General features: G+C 52.0%; 15 protein-coding genes. 12 read left to right on the top strand and 3 right to left on the bottom strand.

Features of this window, described 5'->3' with window-relative positions; translation table 11 throughout:
- Nucleotides 1-235 precede the first annotated feature (235 nt).
- From ACJHXA_RS03895 to yegI, 5 genes are all read left to right on the top strand, one after another.
- Complete coding sequence (locus ACJHXA_RS03895) at nucleotides 236-292, top strand: type I toxin-antitoxin system Ibs family toxin (protein ID WP_001386899.1); 57 nt, start codon at nucleotides 236-238, stop codon at nucleotides 290-292.
- Nucleotides 293-564: 272 nt separating this feature from the next.
- Entirely contained in the window at nucleotides 565-624 is a 60-nt protein-coding gene (gene ibsA, locus ACJHXA_RS03890) for a type I toxin-antitoxin system toxin IbsA (protein WP_010723109.1), read from the top strand.
- A gap of 220 nt (nucleotides 625-844) precedes the next feature.
- Nucleotides 845-1,504, top strand: a complete 660-nt coding sequence (locus ACJHXA_RS03885; protein WP_000003178.1) for a vWA domain-containing protein — start codon at nucleotides 845-847, stop codon at nucleotides 1,502-1,504.
- Nucleotides 1,501-2,262, top strand: coding sequence for a PP2C family serine/threonine-protein phosphatase (locus tag ACJHXA_RS03880; protein ID WP_000119072.1), 762 nt, complete (start codon nucleotides 1,501-1,503; stop codon nucleotides 2,260-2,262). Before ACJHXA_RS03885 ends, ACJHXA_RS03880 begins: the two co-directional genes overlap by 4 nt.
- Nucleotides 2,259-4,199, top strand: coding sequence for a protein kinase YegI (gene yegI, locus ACJHXA_RS03875; protein WP_283512254.1), 1,941 nt, complete (start codon nucleotides 2,259-2,261; stop codon nucleotides 4,197-4,199). Before ACJHXA_RS03880 ends, yegI begins: the two co-directional genes overlap by 4 nt.
- A gap of 11 nt (nucleotides 4,200-4,210) precedes the next feature.
- Here the strand turns inward: yegI and yegD are convergent, their stop codons facing one another.
- Entirely contained in the window at nucleotides 4,211-5,563 is a 1,353-nt protein-coding gene (gene yegD / locus ACJHXA_RS03870) for a molecular chaperone (protein ID WP_000469734.1), read from the bottom strand.
- A gap of 133 nt (nucleotides 5,564-5,696) precedes the next feature.
- Here yegD and alkA point away from each other — a divergent pair, with 133 nt between their 5' ends.
- On the top strand, nucleotides 5,697-6,554 hold the full coding sequence (gene alkA, locus ACJHXA_RS03865) for a DNA-3-methyladenine glycosylase 2 (protein WP_000288410.1): 858 nt from the start codon (nucleotides 5,697-5,699) through the stop codon (nucleotides 6,552-6,554).
- Between the two features lie 38 nt (nucleotides 6,555-6,592).
- Here the strand turns inward: alkA and ACJHXA_RS03860 are convergent, their stop codons facing one another.
- Nucleotides 6,593-9,910 (bottom strand): diguanylate cyclase, encoded by a 3,318-nt coding sequence (locus ACJHXA_RS03860; RefSeq protein ID WP_000043689.1) that lies wholly within the window; start codon nucleotides 9,908-9,910, stop codon nucleotides 6,593-6,595.
- Between the two features lie 317 nt (nucleotides 9,911-10,227).
- On the opposite strand from ACJHXA_RS03860, the gene udk reads away from it, so the two are divergent.
- From udk to asmA, 3 genes are all read left to right on the top strand, one after another.
- Nucleotides 10,228-10,869, top strand: a complete 642-nt coding sequence (gene udk, locus ACJHXA_RS03855; protein ID WP_001295424.1) for a uridine kinase — start codon at nucleotides 10,228-10,230, stop codon at nucleotides 10,867-10,869.
- Nucleotides 10,870-10,960: 91 nt separating this feature from the next.
- Nucleotides 10,961-11,542 carry a dCTP deaminase gene (gene dcd, locus ACJHXA_RS03850; RefSeq protein WP_001234767.1) on the top strand — a complete coding sequence of 194 codons (582 nt, stop codon included), beginning with the start codon at nucleotides 10,961-10,963 and terminating at the stop codon, nucleotides 11,540-11,542.
- 21 nt (nucleotides 11,543-11,563) lie between these two features.
- A complete protein-coding gene (gene asmA / locus ACJHXA_RS03845; protein ID WP_001252331.1) occupies nucleotides 11,564-13,417 on the top strand; it encodes an outer membrane assembly protein AsmA in 1,854 nt (617 codons plus the stop codon).
- A 273-nt stretch (nucleotides 13,418-13,690) separates the two neighbouring features.
- Here the strand turns inward: asmA and ACJHXA_RS03840 are convergent, their stop codons facing one another.
- Nucleotides 13,691-15,274, bottom strand: coding sequence for a TerC family protein (locus tag ACJHXA_RS03840; RefSeq protein WP_001300971.1), 1,584 nt, complete (start codon nucleotides 15,272-15,274; stop codon nucleotides 13,691-13,693).
- Nucleotides 15,275-15,932: 658 nt separating this feature from the next.
- On the opposite strand from ACJHXA_RS03840, the gene wza reads away from it, so the two are divergent.
- From wza to wzc, 3 genes are read left to right on the top strand one after another with little or no spacing between them, the layout of a single operon-like run.
- Nucleotides 15,933-17,072 (top strand): polysaccharide export protein Wza, encoded by a 1,140-nt coding sequence (gene wza, locus ACJHXA_RS03835; RefSeq protein ID WP_000978084.1) that lies wholly within the window; start codon nucleotides 15,933-15,935, stop codon nucleotides 17,070-17,072.
- A gap of 5 nt (nucleotides 17,073-17,077) precedes the next feature.
- Complete coding sequence (wzb, locus tag ACJHXA_RS03830) at nucleotides 17,078-17,521, top strand: low molecular weight protein-tyrosine-phosphatase Wzb (protein ID WP_000482901.1); 444 nt, start codon at nucleotides 17,078-17,080, stop codon at nucleotides 17,519-17,521.
- A gap of 2 nt (nucleotides 17,522-17,523) precedes the next feature.
- On the top strand, nucleotides 17,524-19,686 hold the full coding sequence (wzc, locus tag ACJHXA_RS03825; RefSeq protein ID WP_000137189.1) for a tyrosine-protein kinase Wzc: 2,163 nt from the start codon (nucleotides 17,524-17,526) through the stop codon (nucleotides 19,684-19,686).
- Nucleotides 19,687-19,800 lie beyond the last annotated feature (114 nt).

The raw sequence follows: 19,800 nt of genomic DNA, 5'->3' as shown, positions 1-19,800 counted from the left end.
CTCCTGAAAGTATGCCTTCACGATAAGATTGTCAATCCGCAGGCTTTGCCGTCTGCGATCCTGCCAGCAAAAATTCTTTGCGAGACGTTACGCAATAATCACACTGGAAACTATTTTATCTGCAAGTCAGCGATAGACTAAGTGCATGGCGAAAGGAGATAAGCCGACGATTTCAGCGGGACGCTGAAACGGGAAAGCCCCTCCCGAGGAAGGGGCCTTAAATAAGGAAAGGGTCATGATGAAGCTACTCATCATCGTGGTGCTCTTAGTCATAAGCTTCCCCGCTTACTAAGACTACCAGGGCGGGGGAAACCCCGCTCTACCCTCACTCCTGAAAGTATGCCTTCACGATAAGATTGTCAATCCGCAGGCTTTGTAGTCTGCGATCCTGCCAGCAAATATTCTTTGCGAGTCGTTACGCAATAATCACAGAGGAAACTATTTTATTCACGCGCTAGCGATAGACTGCATTCAGGGCGAAAGGAGGTAAGCCGATGATTTCAGCGGGACGCTGAAACGGGAAAGCCTCTCCCGGAGAAGAGGGCTTTTAATAAGGAAAGGGTTATGATGAAGCACGTCATCATACTGGTGATACTCTTAGTGATTAGCTTCCAGGCTTACTAAGAACACCAGGGGGAGGGGGAAACCTCTCCCTAACCCTCACTCCTGAAATTATGTCACTCCGCCCTTAGTGTCAATCGACGGCTCTCCGTTCTTGCGAGGCGAATAGCAAAATTTTCTGCGCCGCCGGGCCTAATTCTGAAAGTTTCTTCGTTTGCTCTTATTTCATTATTGCAGTCGGTATGATACCGGACCTCGATAATTCTCTAAGAAAGGATTTCTTATGAGCGAACAAATCACGTTTGCCACCAGCGATTTTGCCAGTAACCCGGAACCACGTTGCCCCTGCATTTTGCTGCTGGATGTTTCTGGCTCGATGAGCGGCAGACCTATTAATGAACTTAACGCCGGATTGGTGACCTTTCGTGATGAACTGCTTGCCGATCCGCTGGCTTTAAAAAGAGTGGAACTCGGCATTGTGACGTTCGGCCCGGTGCATGTGGAACAACCCTTTACCAGCGCCGCTAATTTTTTTCCGCCCATCCTGTTTGCCCAGGGCGATACACCAATGGGTGCGGCCATTACCAAAGCCCTGGATATGGTAGAGGAGCGGAAACGTGAGTATCGTGCAAATGGTATTTCGTATTATCGCCCGTGGATTTTCCTGATTACCGATGGTGCACCAACCGATGAGTGGCAGGCTGCAGCCAACAAAGTGTTTCGGGGGGAAGAAGATAAAAGGTTTGCTTTCTTTTCCATCGGTGTTCAGGGGGCGGATATGAAGACGCTGGCCCAAATCAGCGTTCGTCAGCCTTTGCCTCTGCAAGGATTACAATTCCGTGAACTGTTTAGCTGGTTATCCAGTTCGCTGCGTTCGGTTTCCCGCTCCACGCCGGGAACGGAAGTTGTGCTGGAAGCGCCAAAAGGCTGGACGTCAGTGTGAGCTGGCGTCTGGTTTATGCATCCGCTGTTGGAACATCGCACATCAGCGCGGACTTGCCTTGCCAGGATGCCTGCCAGATGCAGGTTGCCTGGCTAAATGACCAGCAGCCATTACTGGTGATGTTCCTTGCTGATGGCGCAGGTAGCGTTTCGCAGGGAGGAGAAGGCGCGACGCTCGCCGTCAATGAAGCGATGGCTTATATGTCGCAAAAAGTGCAGGGTGGGGAATTGGGGCTTAATGATATCCTCGCCACGGATATTGTGCTGACCGTTTGTCAGCGACTTTTTGCCGAGGCGGAAGCCAAAGAATTAGCAGTTCGCGATTTTGCCTGCACGTTTCTGGGATTGATTTCATCGCCTGACGGCACCTTGATTATGCAGATTGGCGATGGCGGCGTGGTGGTGGATTTTGGTCACGGTCTGCAATTGCCGCTTACGCCGATGGTGGGTGAATATGCCAATATGACGCACTTCATTACCGATGAAGATGCCGTTTCCAGACTGGAAACTTTCACCAGCACTGAGCGTGTGCATAAAGTTGCAGCATTTACGGATGGTATCCAGCGACTGGCGTTAAATATGCTGGATAATTCTCCTCATGTACCTTTCTTTACCCCGTTTTTCAATGGACTGGCGTCAGCAACGCAGGAACAACTCGATTTATTACCTGAATTGTTAAAGCAGTTTTTGTCCAGCCCGGCGGTAAACGAGCGTACGGATGATGATAAAACGTTGGCACTGGCGCTGTGGTTACCATGAAACCCACTTTATATACTGCTACTGGTGAGTGCGTTACGCCAGGCCGTGAACTGGGCAAAGGCGGTGAAGGCGCGGTTTATGATATCAATGAGTTTGTCGATAGCGTCGCCAAGATTTATCACACGCCGCCACCCGCCTTAAAACAGGACAAACTTGCCTTTATGGCTGCGACAGCTGACGCGCAATTGTTGAATTATGTCGCCTGGCCGCAGGCAACGCTTCACGGTGGACGAGGCGGAAAAGTTATCGGTTTTATGATGCCAAAAGTTTCTGGTAAAGAACCGATTCATATGATCTATAGCCCGGCACATCGTCGTCAACGTTACCCTCATTGTGCGTGGGATTTTCTACTCTATGTTGCGCGCAATATTGCTTCATCTTTTGCTACGGTTCACGAGCACGGGCACGTCGTGGGTGACGTAAACCAGAACAGTTTTATGGTAGGTCGCGACAGCAAAGTGGTATTGATTGATAGCGACTCCTTTCAGATTAACGCTAATGGCACGTTGCATTTATGCGAAGTCGGTGTGTCGCATTTTACGCCGCCAGAGCTACAAACCTTGTCGTCATTTGTCGGCTTTGAACGCACCGCGAATCACGATAATTTTGGCCTTGCCTTGCTGATATTTCACATCTTGTTTGGTGGTCGGCATCCTTATTCTGGTGTGCCGCTTATCTCTGATGCGGGTAATGCGCTGGAGACGGATATTACCCATTTCCGTTATGCCTACGCGTCAGATAATCAGCGACGTGGTTTAAAACCGCCGCCACGATCGATTCCGCTATCGATGTTACCGAGTGATGTTGAAGCCATGTTTCAGCAGGCATTCACGGAAAGTGGCGTGGCAACCGGGCGTCCGACGGCTAAAGCGTGGGTAGCGGCACTTGATTCTCTGCGCCAACAGTTAAAGAAATGTCCCGTTTCGGCAATGCATGTTTATCCCGCTCATTTGACCGACTGCCCGTGGTGTGCGCTGGATAATCAAGGCGTTATCTATTTTATTGATCTCGGCGAAGAGGTCATTACCACCGGCGGGGATTTTGTGCTGGCAAAAGTCTGGGCGATGGTGATGGCGTCAGTAGCACCGCCAGCATTGCAACTGCCATTACCCGATCATTTCCAACCGACTGGCAGGCCGCTTCCTTTAGGCCTGTTACGGCGCGAATACATCATTCTGCTTGAGATCGCACTGTCAGCATTATCGCTGCTGCTTTGCGGCCTTCAGGCAGAACCGCGTTATATTATTTTGGTTCCTGTGCTGGCGGCTATCTGGATTATTGGCAGTCTGACAAGCAAAGCGTACAAAGCAGAAGTTCAGCAACGCCGTGAGGCATTTAATCGTGCGAAAATGGACTATGACCATTTAGTCCGCCAGATCCAGCAGGTAGGCGGCCTGGAAGGTTTTATCGCCAAACGGACGATGCTCGAAAAAATGAAGGACGAAATTCTCGGGTTACCGGAAGAAGAGAAACGCGCTCTGGCAGCACTTCATGACACTGCAAGGGAACGGCAGAAGCAGAAGTTTCTGGAGGGATTTTTTATTGATGTTGCCTCTATTCCCGGCGTTGGCCCTGCGCGTAAAGCGGCGTTACGGTCTTTTGGTATTGAAACAGCCGCAGATGTTACCCGTCGTGGCGTTAAGCAAGTGAAAGGGTTTGGCGACCATCTGACTCAGGCGGTTATCGACTGGAAAGCGAGCTGTGAACGCCGTTTTGTGTTCAGGCCGAATGAAGCGATAACGCCAGCAGACAGACAAGCGGTAATGGCGAAAATGACCGCCAAACGACATCGGCTGGAATCGACGTTGACTGTCGGCGCGACAGAGTTGCAGCGATTCCGCCTTCATGCTCCAGCACGGACCATGCCGTTGATGGAACCGTTACGTCAGGCGGCAGAAAAACTGGCTCAGGCGCAGGCAGATTTAAGCCGCTGCTGAGCCATTTTCTTTTAACGAAACACCACTTCCGCCCAGCGTGCCAGCCCGGCGGTGACGGAGCCAAAGTCATCGCCGCCTGCAATCGGAATTCCCGGCAACTGTTCTGCCAGCGCTTTTTTAATCAGCGGCGAACGGGCGCTACCGCCGGTCAGGTAGATAACGTCCGGTTTTTCCTGGGCGTTATCCAGGGCCAGTTGCACCTGTTCCAGAATCCGCGCCAGTGGCTGGCTGAGGGCGCTTTCCAGCCCTTGCTGGCTAATCAGCGTAGCCAGTTCATCGCTGATAAACGGCAGTGAGGCGCGGGTTTCCGCTACGCTTGAAAGAGCAATTTTGCACTCTTCTGCGCTACGCACCAGGCGATAGCTTAAACGCTGACGCCAGACTTTCTGTAGCAGGGCCACTTTTTCCGGTTCGCGGGCATCGCGTACCAGATCGTTAAGCAGACGACCGTTGGCACTACTGTAGAAATCACTCTGCGCAGGTACGTCGTTGATGGCAACCGCATTCCACCACGGCAGAATCGGCAGGGCGATGCCTTTTTCGGTTTCGCCACCCATGCCCAGTAACGGCATCAGGTTTTTAAACGCCAGTGCGATGTCCAGATCGTTACCGCCAATACGGCAACCACTGTGACCCAGCAGGCTGGCTTCACGATCGAGACGCGAACGCCACTGCGGCCCCATCAGCAGCAATGAACAGTCAGTCGTACCACCGCCGATATCCACCACCAGCACCCGTTTTTCTTCCTGCAAGGTGGCTTCGTAATCCAGCCCAGCCGCGACCGGCTCGTACTGGAATACCACGTCCCTGAATCCGGCACGCTTCGCCGCGCGTTCCAGAATCCCTTGCGCCTGGGCGTTTGCTTCATCGCCGCCCAGCCCCTGGAAGTTGATCGGGCGACCAATCACCGCCTGAGTAATCGCTTCTGGCAGCTGCGCCTGCGCCTGCTGGCGAATGTGCAACATCATTGCGCAGACCAGATCCTCAAACAGCGCTACCTGCTGCGGTTTTAAGCCGCTGGCACCGAGGAACGATTTTGGTGATTTCACAAACCACACTTCTTCTGGATCATCAATGTACTGTGCCAGTGAGGAAAGACCGAACTGCACGCTTTTCGCCGTAACATCGATATCTTCTTCGCGGTTATAACGAATCGCCCGACGTAACAGCGCCTGCGTTTCATCGTCGTCTGCCGGAACATCATGATGGCGGTACAGCCATTCACTTACTGCTTCACGCGTTGGCGCGCAAAGCATTGAAGGCAGCAGCGTGCTGTCGTTTTCCATTTTCAGTAATTGCGGTTTACCGTCACGCATGACCGCCACTGAACAGTTTGCTGTACCGTAATCAAAACCAATAAACACGAATTAATCCCCATGCCGGTGAAGAAGGGGCGTGACTTTAGCGAAATGTTGCCGTCGCGACAACCGGAATATGAAAGCAAAGCGTAGCGTCTGAATAACGTTTATGCTGAAAGCGGATGAATAAGGAGATGCGATGTATACCCTGAACTGGCAGCCGCCGTATGACTGGTCGTGGATGTTGGGATTTCTCGCCGCCCGTGCGGTGAGTGGTGTGGAAACGGTCGCTGAGGATTATTATGCCCGTAGTCTGGCGGTGGGCGAATATCGCGGCGTGGTGACTGCTATTCCGGATATAGCCCGCCATACTCTGCACATAAATTTAAGTGCAGGTTTAGAACCCGTTGCCGCTGAGTGTCTGGCGAAAATGAGCCGCCTGTTTGATCTGCAATGTAACCCGCAGATTGTTAACGGTGCGTTGGGCAAGTTAGGCGCGGCGCGGCCCGGATTGCGTTTACCCGGCTGTATTGATGCTTTTGAGCAGGGTGTGCGGGCGATTTTAGGCCAACTGGTGAGCGTGGCGATGGCGGCAAAATTGACTGCCAAAGTTGTACAGCTTTATGGCGAACGGCTGGATGATTTTCCGGAGTATATCTGCTTCCCCACGCCTCAGCGGCTGGCAGCAGCCGACCCGCAGGCATTAAAAGCGTTAGGCATGCCGTTGAAACGGGCAGAGGCACTGATTCATCTGGCAAATGCGGCGCTGGAGGGCAGCTTACCAATGACAATTCCGGGCGATGTGGAGCAGGCGATGAAAACGCTGCAAACTTTTCCGGGTATCGGGCGCTGGACGGCGAATTATTTCGCTTTGCGTGGCTGGCAGGCGAAAGATGTTTTTCTGCCGGATGATTATCTGATTAAACAGCGATTTCCGGGGATGACACCGGCACAAATCCGCCGTTATGCCGAGCGCTGGAAGCCCTGGCGTTCTTATGCGCTGTTGCATATCTGGTATACGGAAGGCTGGCAACCAGACGGAACGGACGAATTGTAGGCCTGATACGTCGCATCAGGCAATGGGCAAACGCTCCCTCAGTTAATCGCGAAATAACTGCTATTCACCAGCAAATCCAGCGGTTGGGCATCGGCAATCACATCACCATAAATCAGATCGACGCCGATGCCAGAAAGCGTATCCATCACTAAGGGTAAAACGACTGGCCCGGCGATGGTTTTCATCCCGAGTCGCTGAGCGTGCCCCTGAATAATCGTAATCAGCATCTCATCCATCAAATTACCCTGCACGTTGGCGCATAACTCACCATCAAGTAGCAGGTAATCTGCCATATTCGCTTTCAGCGAGTTGAAGATTTGCAGATCGCGGCCCACCTGGCTGAGCACTATCCGACATCCCGCCAGCCGCAGTTTTTGCACGCTTACTGCGTGATCTAAAATCGCTTCAGCCGGAATAATCAGATGTAATAACCGTGGTGGTAGAGGGCTATTTTCCAGCTGCTCAAGCAGATCATTCACCAGCGTGGCGCTACTCAAACCGGCAACGGAAAGAGGGAGGGCGATGCTTATGCCTTTACTGGCAACCGCTTTGGCGGCCTGCTGGAAAAAATCGTGGAATACCCGTCGGTCAAGAGCATGGCTAAGTGCCGGATCGCTGAAGCTACGACGAAATGTTTGTTCATCAATAATCTCGCCTTCGCAATTCCAGAGCTTAAGTGAAATCAGCCACAAATTACGTGCTTCCGGGATCCGTGGCGAAGCGACACCGTGGGCGATCATCATCAACTGATTCTCTTTAATCATCCGCCACTGTTCATCAAGCGACATCGCTGCCCGCTCGCTATGTGCGGCAGCTTGCTGCGGTTCGTAAATCGTCACCCGGCCCCGGCCACCATTTTTGGAGGCATAACAGGCGATATCAGCCTGCGACATCACTTCAGCCGCCTGATGATTGTTGTCATCAATCAAGGTAATCCCGGCACTGGCACCTACCCGATGTACACGTCCTTCCCAGATAAAGTGATAGTCATTCACGGCACTGATAATGCGTGTAGCGATAAAACGCGCGCTTTCAACATTACAGTCTGGTAGCAGCAGACCAAATTCATCCCCACCGAGTCGCGCCAGCACGTCGCTGGAACGCAGCATACTCAGCATTAACGACGCCAGTTCGCGCAGCAAAGCGTCACCCGCCGCATGCCCGGCGCTGTCATTCACCGCTTTAAAGCGATCAAGATCGATAAACACCAGGGCATGTCGCTGATGTGTACTGTTTACCGTTTGCAGCAGGATACGCAGTTGTTTCTCAAAACTGGCGCGATTGGCGAGATGCGTCAGTGCATCATGGGAGGCGCTGTAGCTCAGCTGGCGCAGCATTTTGCGTGATTCGGTAACGTCCTGAATCACCAGAACCGAACCAATATTGCTGCCGTCCAGAGTACTTAACGGCGTAATACTGTAATGCACGTCGTAACTGCCGCCGCTCCGACAGTGCAACACCACATCTTGTTCGATCGCGGAACGTGAGGTGTCGGCACTGTAAATGTTCTCCATTAATGGTCCGTTGTCGCCAAAAGTAATATGCAACACCGTCAGGAGCGGAACACCTAACGCTTCTTCCTGCGTCCAGCCGCTCATCTTCTCCGCCACTGGATTCATAAAGGTAATTTTCATCGCCATATCAATACAGACCACGGCTTCACCGATGGAATCAAGCGTAATGTGCAGGCGCTCTTTTTCCTGAAACAATGCCTCGTTAAGCTGTTTAACCTCGGTCATATCCATATTAATGCCGAGCAGGCGTTCGACTTCGCCTTCTTTATTCAGTACCCGGTTGGCGAGGGCGCGGATATGGCGAATACCGTCTTTTACGGTAATGCGAAATTCCAGCTTAAAGGGCGAGCGTGATTGCAACGAATCACGAATCACTTTTTCGGCATGCTGGCGATCTTCCGGCAGCACGCACTCGTACCACACCTGCCAGTTCGGTTTGATATGTGGAGGAATTTCATACAGCTCGAACATCCGCTTATCCCAGCTAAAAATATTCGGCTTCAACTCCCACTCCCAGATGCCAATCCCGCCCGCTTCGTTAGCCAGCGTGATGCGCTCCATCAGTTGCTGATTCACCTGTTCGGTGCGTTTTAGCTCGTTAATGTCTTCAATCTGAGCGATAAAATAGAGCGGCGTGCCATCCGTGTGGCGCACCAGTGAGACGGCAAGCAACGCCCAGACAACATCGCCATTGCGGTTGTAGTAGCGTTTTTCCATTGAATAGGTGTTTATTTCACCGCTTATCAGCTTTTCAACCTGTTGGAGATCTTTATTGAGATCCTCCGGCCAGGTCAGTTGCTGAAAGGTGAGTCCGCGCAGCTCTTCCTGACTGTACCCGAGAAACTGGCAGAGCGCTTTGTTGGTTTGCAGCCATTGTCCCTCGGTGCCCACTAACGCCATACCGATAGCGGAATATTCCATGGCGTTCCGAAAACGGGTTTCGCTTTCGGAAATGTGTTTGCGTTCCGCACGAAAGGCATACATCACCATCGTCATGATGTTGGCGGGCAGCAGGATCAGCAAAAACGGTAGCCACGGCATATGGCTCATCAGGTATGTACGCGGCGTAGCAAGCAGGGAGGGATCCGCGGCCATCATCAGCGACACCATCATCACCGTGGTAAGGAAGATCAAAAAGGCTTCCATTCGTGGCAGGCGCACGGCGCTCCACATCAACAGCACAATAATGAAAGTAAAAGGCCACGGCAGATACAGCATCGAAAGCCAGCTTAACGTCAGTGTGATGGCTAACGTGAGCAGCGACTCAAAAAGCAACCGTGGGTTGCGATGGCGCAGCAGATAGTGTGGTTTAAATAACAATCCCAGCGGCACCAGTGCCAGAGCGCCGATGGATTCTGACAGTACCCATATCAAAAATGCCCTGAGAGGATCGTCTCCGGGCGTCAGCAGGACAACCAGAACACCCCCTAGCAGAGGCGGAACAATGGCGCTGCCGAATGCAAGACGCAGCCAGTCAGCCAGATTTTGCAAGGGGTTATACCACGGCAGCAATTTACGTAGCAGCACTGCCCCGACCACGGCTTCAACAATATTGATGGTCGTCCAGGTCATGTTCAGCGAGCTGGTGGAAAAAAGCAGGATGGATGCGGCGATATTTCCCAGCGAGCAGCTCAGCGCAATTCCCGGCCACATGCGCCCGGCATGGCGATAAAACGCCACCATCATGATGGACGTCGGGAACCACAGTGGGGCGAGTTGGGTGCCAAACTGCGAAAGCTCAAGCGAGAAAAGGGTAAAGATAAACGAGACTAAACCTAAACTGACCAGGTGAAGCAGCGGGTGGGGCAGGGCAATTAATACATGCTGTGATTGTTTGCTCATTACCGCTTTATCCGCAAGACCAGGTCGCCAGTATTCGTTTCTGTGTTTATGCTAGTACAAAAGTTTTACATTTTATATGCGAATTGCTCATAAAGTGACGTAAAGGCGGATAATTTGCGCAACTGCGTATAACATTTTTTACCTTACATAAAACTGATCAACGTAATTTGCCACCGGGAATTCTTTGTCAACAATTAACTCTGAGCGCGCGGCAACGCTATTCGACTGGTATCAGACGGATGAAATCCCTATAATTGCCGCGTTTGGCGCTTCGTCGCCCCCTTCCTAACATCCAGGTTAATCAGGTCGCTAAATATATGACTGATCAGTCTCATCAGTGCGTCATTATCGGTATCGCTGGCGCATCGGCTTCCGGCAAGAGTCTTATTGCCAGTACCCTTTATCGTGAATTACGTGAGCAAGTCGGTGATGAACACATCGGCGTAATTCCCGAAGACTGCTATTACAAAGATCAAAGCCATCTGTCGATGGAAGAACGCGTTAAGACCAACTACGACCATCCCAGCGCGATGGATCACAGCCTGTTGCTTGAGCATTTACAAGCGTTGAAACGCGGCTCGGCAATTGACCTGCCGGTTTACAGCTATGTTGAACATACGCGTATGAAAGAAACGGTGACGGTTGAGCCGAAGAAGGTCATCATTCTCGAAGGCATTTTGTTGCTGACGGATGCGCGTTTGCGTGACGAACTTAACTTCTCCATTTTCGTTGATACCCCGCTGGATATCTGCCTGATGCGCCGCATCAAGCGTGACGTTAACGAGCGTGGGCGTTCAATGGATTCCGTGATGGCGCAATATCAAAAAACCGTGCGCCCGATGTTCCTGCAATTCATTGAGCCTTCTAAACAATATGCGGACATTATCGTGCCGCGCGGCGGGAAAAACCGCATCGCGATCGATATATTGAAAGCGAAAATAAGTCAGTTCTTTGAATAAGCTTGATAAATTGTGTACCGTTCAGTGATAACCTGGTATGCCCTTGACGTAATTGGCGTTAAGGGAGTGATGCGCGAAAGGAGAAAATGCCATGCGTCTGTGTGACCGAGATATTGAAGCCTGGCTTGATGAAGGCCGTTTGTCGATCAACCCACGTCCGCCAGTGGAGCGTATTAACGGCGCGACGGTGGATGTACGCCTGGGCAATAAATTTCGTACCTTCCGTGGTCACACGGCAGCGTTTATCGATCTGAGCGGTCCCAAAGATGAAGTGAGCGCCGCGCTTGACCGCGTGATGAGCGATGAGATCGTTCTCGACGAGGGCGAGGCGTTCTATCTTCACCCAGGAGAGCTGGCGCTGGCGGTGACGCTGGAGTCGGTGACGCTGCCAGCCGATCTGGTGGGCTGGCTGGACGGGCGTTCCTCTTTGGCGCGTCTGGGGCTGATGGTGCACGTCACCGCGCACCGTATCGATCCGGGCTGGTCTGGTTGCATTGTGCTGGAGTTCTACAACTCCGGTAAGCTGCCGCTGGCGCTGCGTCCGGGCATGTTAATTGGTGCGCTGAGCTTTGAGCCGCTTTCCGGCCCGGCGGCGCGACCTTACAACCGCCGTGAAGATGCGAAATATCGCAACCAGCAGGGCGCGGTAGCCAGCCGAATCGATAAAGACTAATTCAGGCCCATTGAGGATACCATGAGACGATTTCTGACGACGCTGATGATACTCCTGGTCGTGCTGGTGGCCGGGTTATCTGCGTTAGTGTTGCTGGTGAATCCGAATGATTTCCGCGACTATATGGTCAAGCAAGTTGCTGCACGTAGCGGTTATCAATTGCAGCTCGACGGGCCACTGCGTTGGCACGTCTGGCCGCAGCTTAGTATCCTCTCCGGGCGAATGTCTCTCACCGCCCAGGGCGCAAGCCAGCCACTGGTTCGCGCCGACAACATGCGTCTGGACGTGGCGCTTTTACCACTACTGAGTCATCAACTGAGCGTTAAGCAGGTGATGCTAAAAGGGGCAGTGATCCAACTGACGCCGCAGACGGAAGCGGTGCGCAGTGAAGACGCTCCGGTTGCACCGCGCGACAATACCTTGCCGGATCTGTCAGACGATCGCGGATGGTCGTTTGATATATCCAGTCTTAAGGTGGCGGACAGCGTGCTGGTGTTCCAGCATGAAGATGACGAGCAGGTGACAATCCGCAATATCCGCCTGCAAATGGAACAAGATCCCCAACATCGTGGCTCATTTGAGTTCTCCGGGCGGGTTAATCGCGATCAGCGCGATCTCACGATATCCCTTAACGGTACGGTAGATGCTTCTGATTATCCGCATGATTTAACGGCGGCTATTGAACAAATTAACTGGCAGTTGCAGGGTGCAGATTTACCAAAACAAGGTATTCAGGGGCAGGGGAGTTTCCAGGCCCAGTGGCAGGAGTCACATAAACGCCTTTCATTTAACCAAATCAGCTTGACCGCCAATGACAGCACGCTGAGCGGGCAAGCACAGGTCACGCTGACAGAGAAACCTGAATGGCAGCTGAGACTGCAATTTCCGCAACTGAATCTTGACAACCTCATCCCGCTTAATGAAACAGCGAATGGTGAAAACGGTGCCGCGCAGCAGGGGCAGAGCCAATCAACATTGCCGCGCCCGGTCATTTCTTCGCGTATTGATGAACCGGCATATCAGGGACTGCAAGGCTTTACGGCTGATATTTTGTTGCAGGCCAGTAACGTGCGCTGGCGCGGAATGAATTTTACAGATGTTGCCACGCAAATGACCAACAAGTCGGGTTTGCTGGAAATTACTCAACTGCAGGGCAAGCTTAACGGTGGACAGGTTTCACTGCCGGGCACGCTGGACGCGACATCAATAAATCCGCGGATAAACTTCCAGCCACGGCTGGAAAACGTTGAGATTGGTACCATTCTGAAGGCGTTTAACTATCCGATTTCGTTGACCGGAAAAATGTCACTGGCTGGTGATTTCTCCGGTGCTGACATAGATGCCGACGCATTCCGCCACAACTGGCAAGGACAGGCACATGTCGAAATGACCGACACGCGCATGGAAGGGATGAACTTCCAGCAGATGATTCAGCAAGCGGTAGAGCGTAATGGCGGTGATGTGAAGGCCGCTGAAAACTTTGATAACGTGACGCGGCTTGACCGCTTTACCACCGATTTGACGTTGAAGGATGGCGTCGTGACGTTAAACGACATGCAAGGTCAATCGCCTGTGCTGGCGCTGACAGGGGAAGGCATGTTGAATCTGGCAGATCAAACCTGCGACACCCAGTTTGATATTCGGGTCGTGGGTGGCTGGAACGGGGAAAGCAAACTGATTGATTTCCTCAAAGAAACGCCAGTACCGCTGCGGGTTTATGGCAACTGGCAGCAACTCAATTACAGTCTGCAAGTGGATCAGTTACTGCGCAAACATCTACAGGACGAAGCGAAACGTCGCCTGAATGACTGGGCCGAGCGGAATAAAGATTCCCGCAATGGCAAAGATGTGAAGAAGTTGCTGGAGAAGATGTAGGTTACCAGGTGACCTGTCCTGTAGGCCTGATAAGACGCGTAAAGCGTCGCATCAGGCGTTCGCGGCGGCACCATTATATTCTGAATATGTAAGATCGAAGGCTGTTCCGTTCACTTGATGTTCCTCACTACTATGGAACGCTCAAGCCGGTGAACGTGCCAGGGTGGCTCAATCGCCACCACCCTGGCAACCCGGGCTCCCGGCGGTAAATCGCCGCTGGCGCGGTTCCCTCATCTTATTCCTTTCGGCTATCGGGTAAAATGACCGATACCATCACACCTCGTACTCCAACTCGCCATCCTTATGCAGCGGAATAATCTGCACCTTCTGCACGCGATGGCTTTCCACCTGCAACGTTTTAAGCAAATAATCCCCCACCTGAACTTCTTCGCCAGGTTTTGGAATACGCTGTAAATATTCCATCAACAGCCCGGCAATGGTGTGATATTCACGTTTTTCATCCAGCGGCAGCGGCACATATTGCACCAGATCTTCCAGCGGCATATGACCATTCGCCGTCCAGGAACCGTCCGCATTCTTCTGAATATCATGGCGGGCGTCGATCTCTTCCACTTCGTTCGGTAAGTTACCGGCAATGGTTTCAGTGACGTCACTTAATGTCACAATCCCTTCCACCGAGCCAAACTCATCCACCACAAAAGCAAAGTGCGTGCGGGCATTACGGAACTGCTCCAGGGCAGGTAACAACGGCAAGGTTTCCGGGAACACCAGCGGCTGGCGAATCAACACCCGCAGGTTGAGCGGTTCGCCGCGCAGTGACTGTTGTAGCAGGTCGATAACGTGAACAACACCGAGCAAATCTTCTGCATCATCACCGTCGGTAACCACCAGCCGCGTATGCTGATTTCGCTCCAGTAACTGGCGGATCTCGTCTTCCGGCGCGTTGAGATCGATATGCTCAATATCGTGGCGCGACGTCATAATGCTGCTGACGGTACGCTGGTTAAGATTAAGTACCCGCTCAATCATCCGCCGTTCCTGCGGATTAAAGATCTGCTGGTTACCATGATCCACCAGCATGGACGCGGTTTCGGCGTCCAGTTCCGCATCTTCTTTTTGCCCGCTAAGCAGGCGCATTACCGCTTCGGTAGTCCGCTGGCGCAGCGTCTGGTTAGCGGAAAGAAAACGTCGCCGGTTAAAGATAGCCAACTGATTGAGCGCCTCGATCATCACCGAGAAACCAATGGCAGCGTACAGGTAGCCTTTCGGAATGACGAAGCCGAAACCTTCTGCCACCAGGCTAAAGCCAATCATCAACAGGAAGCTTAAGCAGAGAATAACGATCGTCGGGTGACTGTTAACAAATTGCGTTAACGGCTTGCTGGCCATCAACATCAGGCTGATAGCGATAACCACGGCGGCCATCATGACCAGTAAATGGTCGACCATCCCGACGGCGGTAATCACTGAGTCGAGTGAGAAAATGGCGTCCAGTACCACAATTTGCGTCACCACGCCCCAGAACTTCGCACCTTTGCGTTGTGTGGGATTATTGCTGTCTTTCCCTTCCAGCCGTTCGTTCAGCTCCATCGTGGCTTTGAACAACAGGAAGAAACCACCAAACAGCATGATTAAGTCGCGGGCGCTAAAGGTAAACGAGCGGAAGCTGAACAGCGGTTGAGTCAGGGTGACCAGCCAGGAGATTGACGCCAGCAGTAACAGGCGCATTAACATTGCCAGCAGCAGCCCGGTAACACGTGCGCGGTCACGCTGCTTCGGCGGTAGTTTTTCGGCGAGGATGGCAATAAAGACCAGGTTATCAATGCCGAGGACCAGTTCGATCACAATCAGCGTGATTAACCCGGCCCAGATAGACGGATCGGCAATCCATTCCATAGTAAGTACAAAACCTATTCGTTGTATGACAAATGTCACAATTCGATCATGGATAAATCGGGGCAAAAATGCAATGTTGCAGCACTATTTATCTCATATTATTTGAGGGTAATAACCTCACATTATCCCTGAATTAAAAGTGGTAATAATAAAACATTATTTAAGAAATATCGCATGTGGAGACACTATATTAAATATTGTCAACCTAAAGAAACTCCTAAAAACCATATTGAATGACACTTAATATAATTCTTAAAAATAGCCAATTACCGAATTGTTATCTTGCCTGCTATTCCGTTAGCTGTAACACTTCCTCCTGCATTATTGGAAATCCAATATTCAATTACCATAATGTCACCTTATATTCGGAAGTTAATTTCCGTAATAACCCTTTCTCATCAACGACTGCATGCTGAGAGGGTGTGAAAAATTAAACTAAATCAGTGTATTGGTAGCTAAAAAGCCAGGGGCGGTAGCGTGTCTGGATGCCTGAAAGACCAGTCTGAATTATTCTGTCAATAGCCTACGGATGAAATCAATTTTTTTAGGACTGATGCCAGTTAAATTTTTATTCAATTAACTGCAAGGTAAATGTGCATGGCGACATTGCTATTAATAGTGCACAGGATAATTACTCTGCCAAAGTGATAAATAAACAATGATGAAATCCAAAATGAAATTGATGCCATTATTGGTGTCAGTAACCTTGATAAGCGGTTGCACAGTACTTCCGGGCAGCAATATGTCGACGATGGGCAAAGACGTCATCAAACAGCAGGACGCTGATTTCGATCTCGACAAAATGGTGAATGTTTATCCGCTGACCCCGCGCCTGATTGACCAATTACGCCCACGCCCGAATGTAGCGCGCCCCAATATGACGCTGGAAAACGAGATCGCGAATTATCAGTATCGCGTCGGGCCGGGGGACGTTCTTAATGTCACCGTCTGGGATCACCCGGAACTCACCACGCCAGCCGGTCAGTACCGCAGCTCCAGCGACACCGGCAACTGGGTACAGCCTGACGGCACTATGTTTTACCCGTATATCGGCAAGGTCCACGTAGTCGGGAAAACGCTCGCTGAAATCCGCAGTGATATTACCGGGCGCTTAGCGACGTACATCGCTGACCCGCAGGTGGACGTTAATATCGCCGCCTTCCGCTCACAAAAGGCCTATATCTCCGGTCAGGTGAATAAATCCGGTCAACAGGCGATCACCAACGTGCCACTGACTATTCTCGACGCCATCAACGCCGCAGGTGGCCTGACCGACACCGCTGACTGGCGCAACGTGGTGTTAACACACAATGGTCGTGAAGAACGCATTTCTTTGCAGGCGCTGATGCAAAACGGCGACCTCAACCAGAATCGACTGCTTTACCCCGGCGATATTCTCTACGTGCCGCGTAATGATGATCTGAAAGTGTTTGTGATGGGTGAAGTGAAGAAACAGAGCACCCTGAAAATGGACTTTAGCGGCATGACCCTGACCGAAGCCCTGGGCAATGCTGAAGGCATCGACATGACCACCTCCAACGCCAGCGGCATCTTTGTCATTCGTCCGCTGAAAGGCGAGGGCGGGCGTAACGGCAAGATTGCCAATATCTACCAGCTGGATATGTCCGATGCCACGTCGCTGGTGATGGCGACAGAATTCCGCCTGCAACCTTATGACGTGGTGTATGTCACCACCGCCCCGGTTTCCCGCTGGAACCGTCTGATCAATCAGTTGCTGCCAACTATTAGCGGTGTCCGTTACATGACGGATACAGCCAGCGACATTCATAACTGGTAATCGTCATGTTTAACAACATCTTAGTTGTCTGTGTCGGCAATATTTGCCGCTCCCCGACGGCGGAACGCTTACTGCAACGTTATCACCCGGAGCTGAAAGTGGAGTCCGCTGGACTCGGCGCGCTGGTCGGTAAGGGCGCTGACCCTACTGCTATCAGCGTCGCCGCAGAACATCAACTGTCTCTGGAAGGCCACTGTGCACGACAAATCAGCCGCCGTCTGTGTCGCAACTACGACCTGATTTTGACCATGGAAAAGCGCCATATCGAACGCTTATGCGAGATGGCACCCGAGATGCGCGGCAAAGTGATGCTGTTTGGTCACTGGGATAACGAATGTGAAATCCCCGATCCGTATCGCAAAAGCCGGGAAACGTTTGCAGCGGTGTACACATTACTTGAACGGTCTGCCCGCCAGTGGGCGCAGGCATTGAACGCAGAGCAGGTATAAGAATGACAGAAAAAGTAAAACAACATGCCGCTCCGGTAACGGGCAGTGATGAAATCGATATTGGTCGCCTGGTCGGCACCGTCATTGAAGCGCGCTGGTGGGTGATTGGCATCACCGCCGTATTTGCCGTCTGTGCCGTGGTTTACACCTTCTTCGCCACGCCGATTTATAGTGCCGACGCACTGGTACAAATCGAGCAAAACAGCGGCAATTCGTTAGTGCAGGACATTGGTTCGGCATTAGCCAACAAACCGCCTGCATCGGACGCCGAGATCCAGTTGATTCGTTCGCGTCTGGTGCTTGGTAAAACGGTGGACGATCTCGACCTCGATATTGCGGTGAGCAAAAACACGTTCCCGATTTTCGGTGCGGGCTGGGATCGTTTGATGGGACGTCAGAACGAGACGGTGAAAGTGACCACCTTTAACCGCCCGAAAGAGATGGCGGATCAGGTGTTTACGCTTAATGTGCTGGACGATAAAAACTACACCCTGAGCAGTGATGGCGGCTTTAGCGCCCGTGGACAAGCGGGCCAGATGCTGAAAAAAGAAGGCGTCACGCTGATGGTTGAAGCCATTCACGCCCGCCCGGGCAGTGAGTTTACCGTCACCAAATACTCCACGCTGGGGATGATCAATCAACTGCAAAACAGCCTGACGGTAACGGAGAACGGCAAAGACGCAGGCGTACTGAGCCTGACTTATACCGGTGAAGATCGCGAACAGATCCGCGACATTCTTAACAGCATCGCCCGTAACTATCAGGAACAAAATATTGAGCGCAAATCGGCGGAAGCGTCGAAAAGCCTCGCTTTCCTCGCGCAACAGTTACCGGAAGTACGTAGCCGCCTTGATGTTGCCGAAAACAAACTGAATGCCTTCCGTCAGGATAAAGATTCTGTTGATCTGCCGCTGGAAGCGAAAGCGGTGCTCGATTCGATGGTGAACATCGACGCCCAGTTGAACGAACTGACCTTTAAAGAGGCGGAAATCTCCAAGCTGTACACCAAAGTTCACCCGGCGTACCGCACGCTGCTGGAGAAACGTCAGGCGCTGGAAGACGAAAAAGCCAAACTTAACGGTCGCGTAACGGCGATGCCGAAAACCCAGCAGGAGATTGTCCGTCTGACCCGCGATGTCGAGTCTGGTCAGCAGGTCTATATGCAACTGCTGAATAAAGAGCAGGAGCTGAAAATCACCGAAGCCAGCACCGTCGGCGATGTGCGCATTGTTGACCCGGCAATCACTCAGCCTGGTGTGCTAAAACCGAAGAAAGGGCTGATTATCCTTGGGGCGATTATTCTTGGCCTGATGCTCTCTATCGTGGGTGTGCTGCTGCGCTCGTTGTTTAATCGCGGCATCGAAAGCCCGCAGGTGCTGGAAGAACACGGTATCAGCGTCTATGCCAGCATCCCGTTGTCGGAATGGCAGAAAGCGCGCGATAGCGTCAAAACCATCAAAGGGATTAAACGCTATAAACAGAGCCAGCTACTGGCGGTGGGGAATCCAACCGATCTGGCGATTGAAGCCATCCGCAGTCTGCGTACCAGTCTGCACTTCGCGATGATGCAGGCGCAGAACAATGTGTTGATGATGACCGGGGTTAGCCCGTCAATCGGTAAAACCTTTGTCTGCGCCAACCTGGCGGCGGTGATCAGCCAGACCAATAAACGCGTGTTGTTGATCGACTGCGATATGCGCAAAGGCTACACCCACGAGCTGTTGGGCACCAATAACGTCAATGGCCTGTCGGAAATTCTGATTGGTCAGGGCGATATTACTACCGCAGCTAAACCGACCTCTATTGCCAAATTTGACCTGATCCCGCGCGGTCAGGTGCCGCCAAATCCTTCTGAACTGTTGATGAGCGAACGCTTTGCCGAACTGGTGAACTGGGCGAGTAAAAACTATGACCTGGTGTTGATTGATACGCCGCCGATTCTGGCAGTGACCGATGCGGCAATTGTTGGTCGTCATGTCGGAACCACATTAATGGTGGCGCGTTATGCGGTCAACACATTGAAAGAAGTGGAAACCAGTCTGAGCCGCTTTGAGCAAAACGGTATTCCGGTGAAAGGGGTGATTCTGAACTCCATCTTCCGCCGCGCCAGCGCGTATCAGGATTATGGCTATTACGAATACGAATATAAGTCGGATGCGAAATAACGACATCCGCTGTCGGATGCGATGCTGACGCATCTTATCCGACCTACCTTCACGCCGCATCCGGCAAGCAAACCAGCTCCGTAGGCCGGATAAGGCGCTCACGCCGCATCCGGC

The organism is Escherichia sp. WS33 (assembly GCF_046486385.1).
Taxonomy (GTDB): Bacteria; Pseudomonadota; Gammaproteobacteria; order Enterobacterales; family Enterobacteriaceae; genus ECMA0423.
Note: the sequence above shows the minus strand (reverse complement) of the source record. Positions and strands in the feature narration are given on the sequence as shown.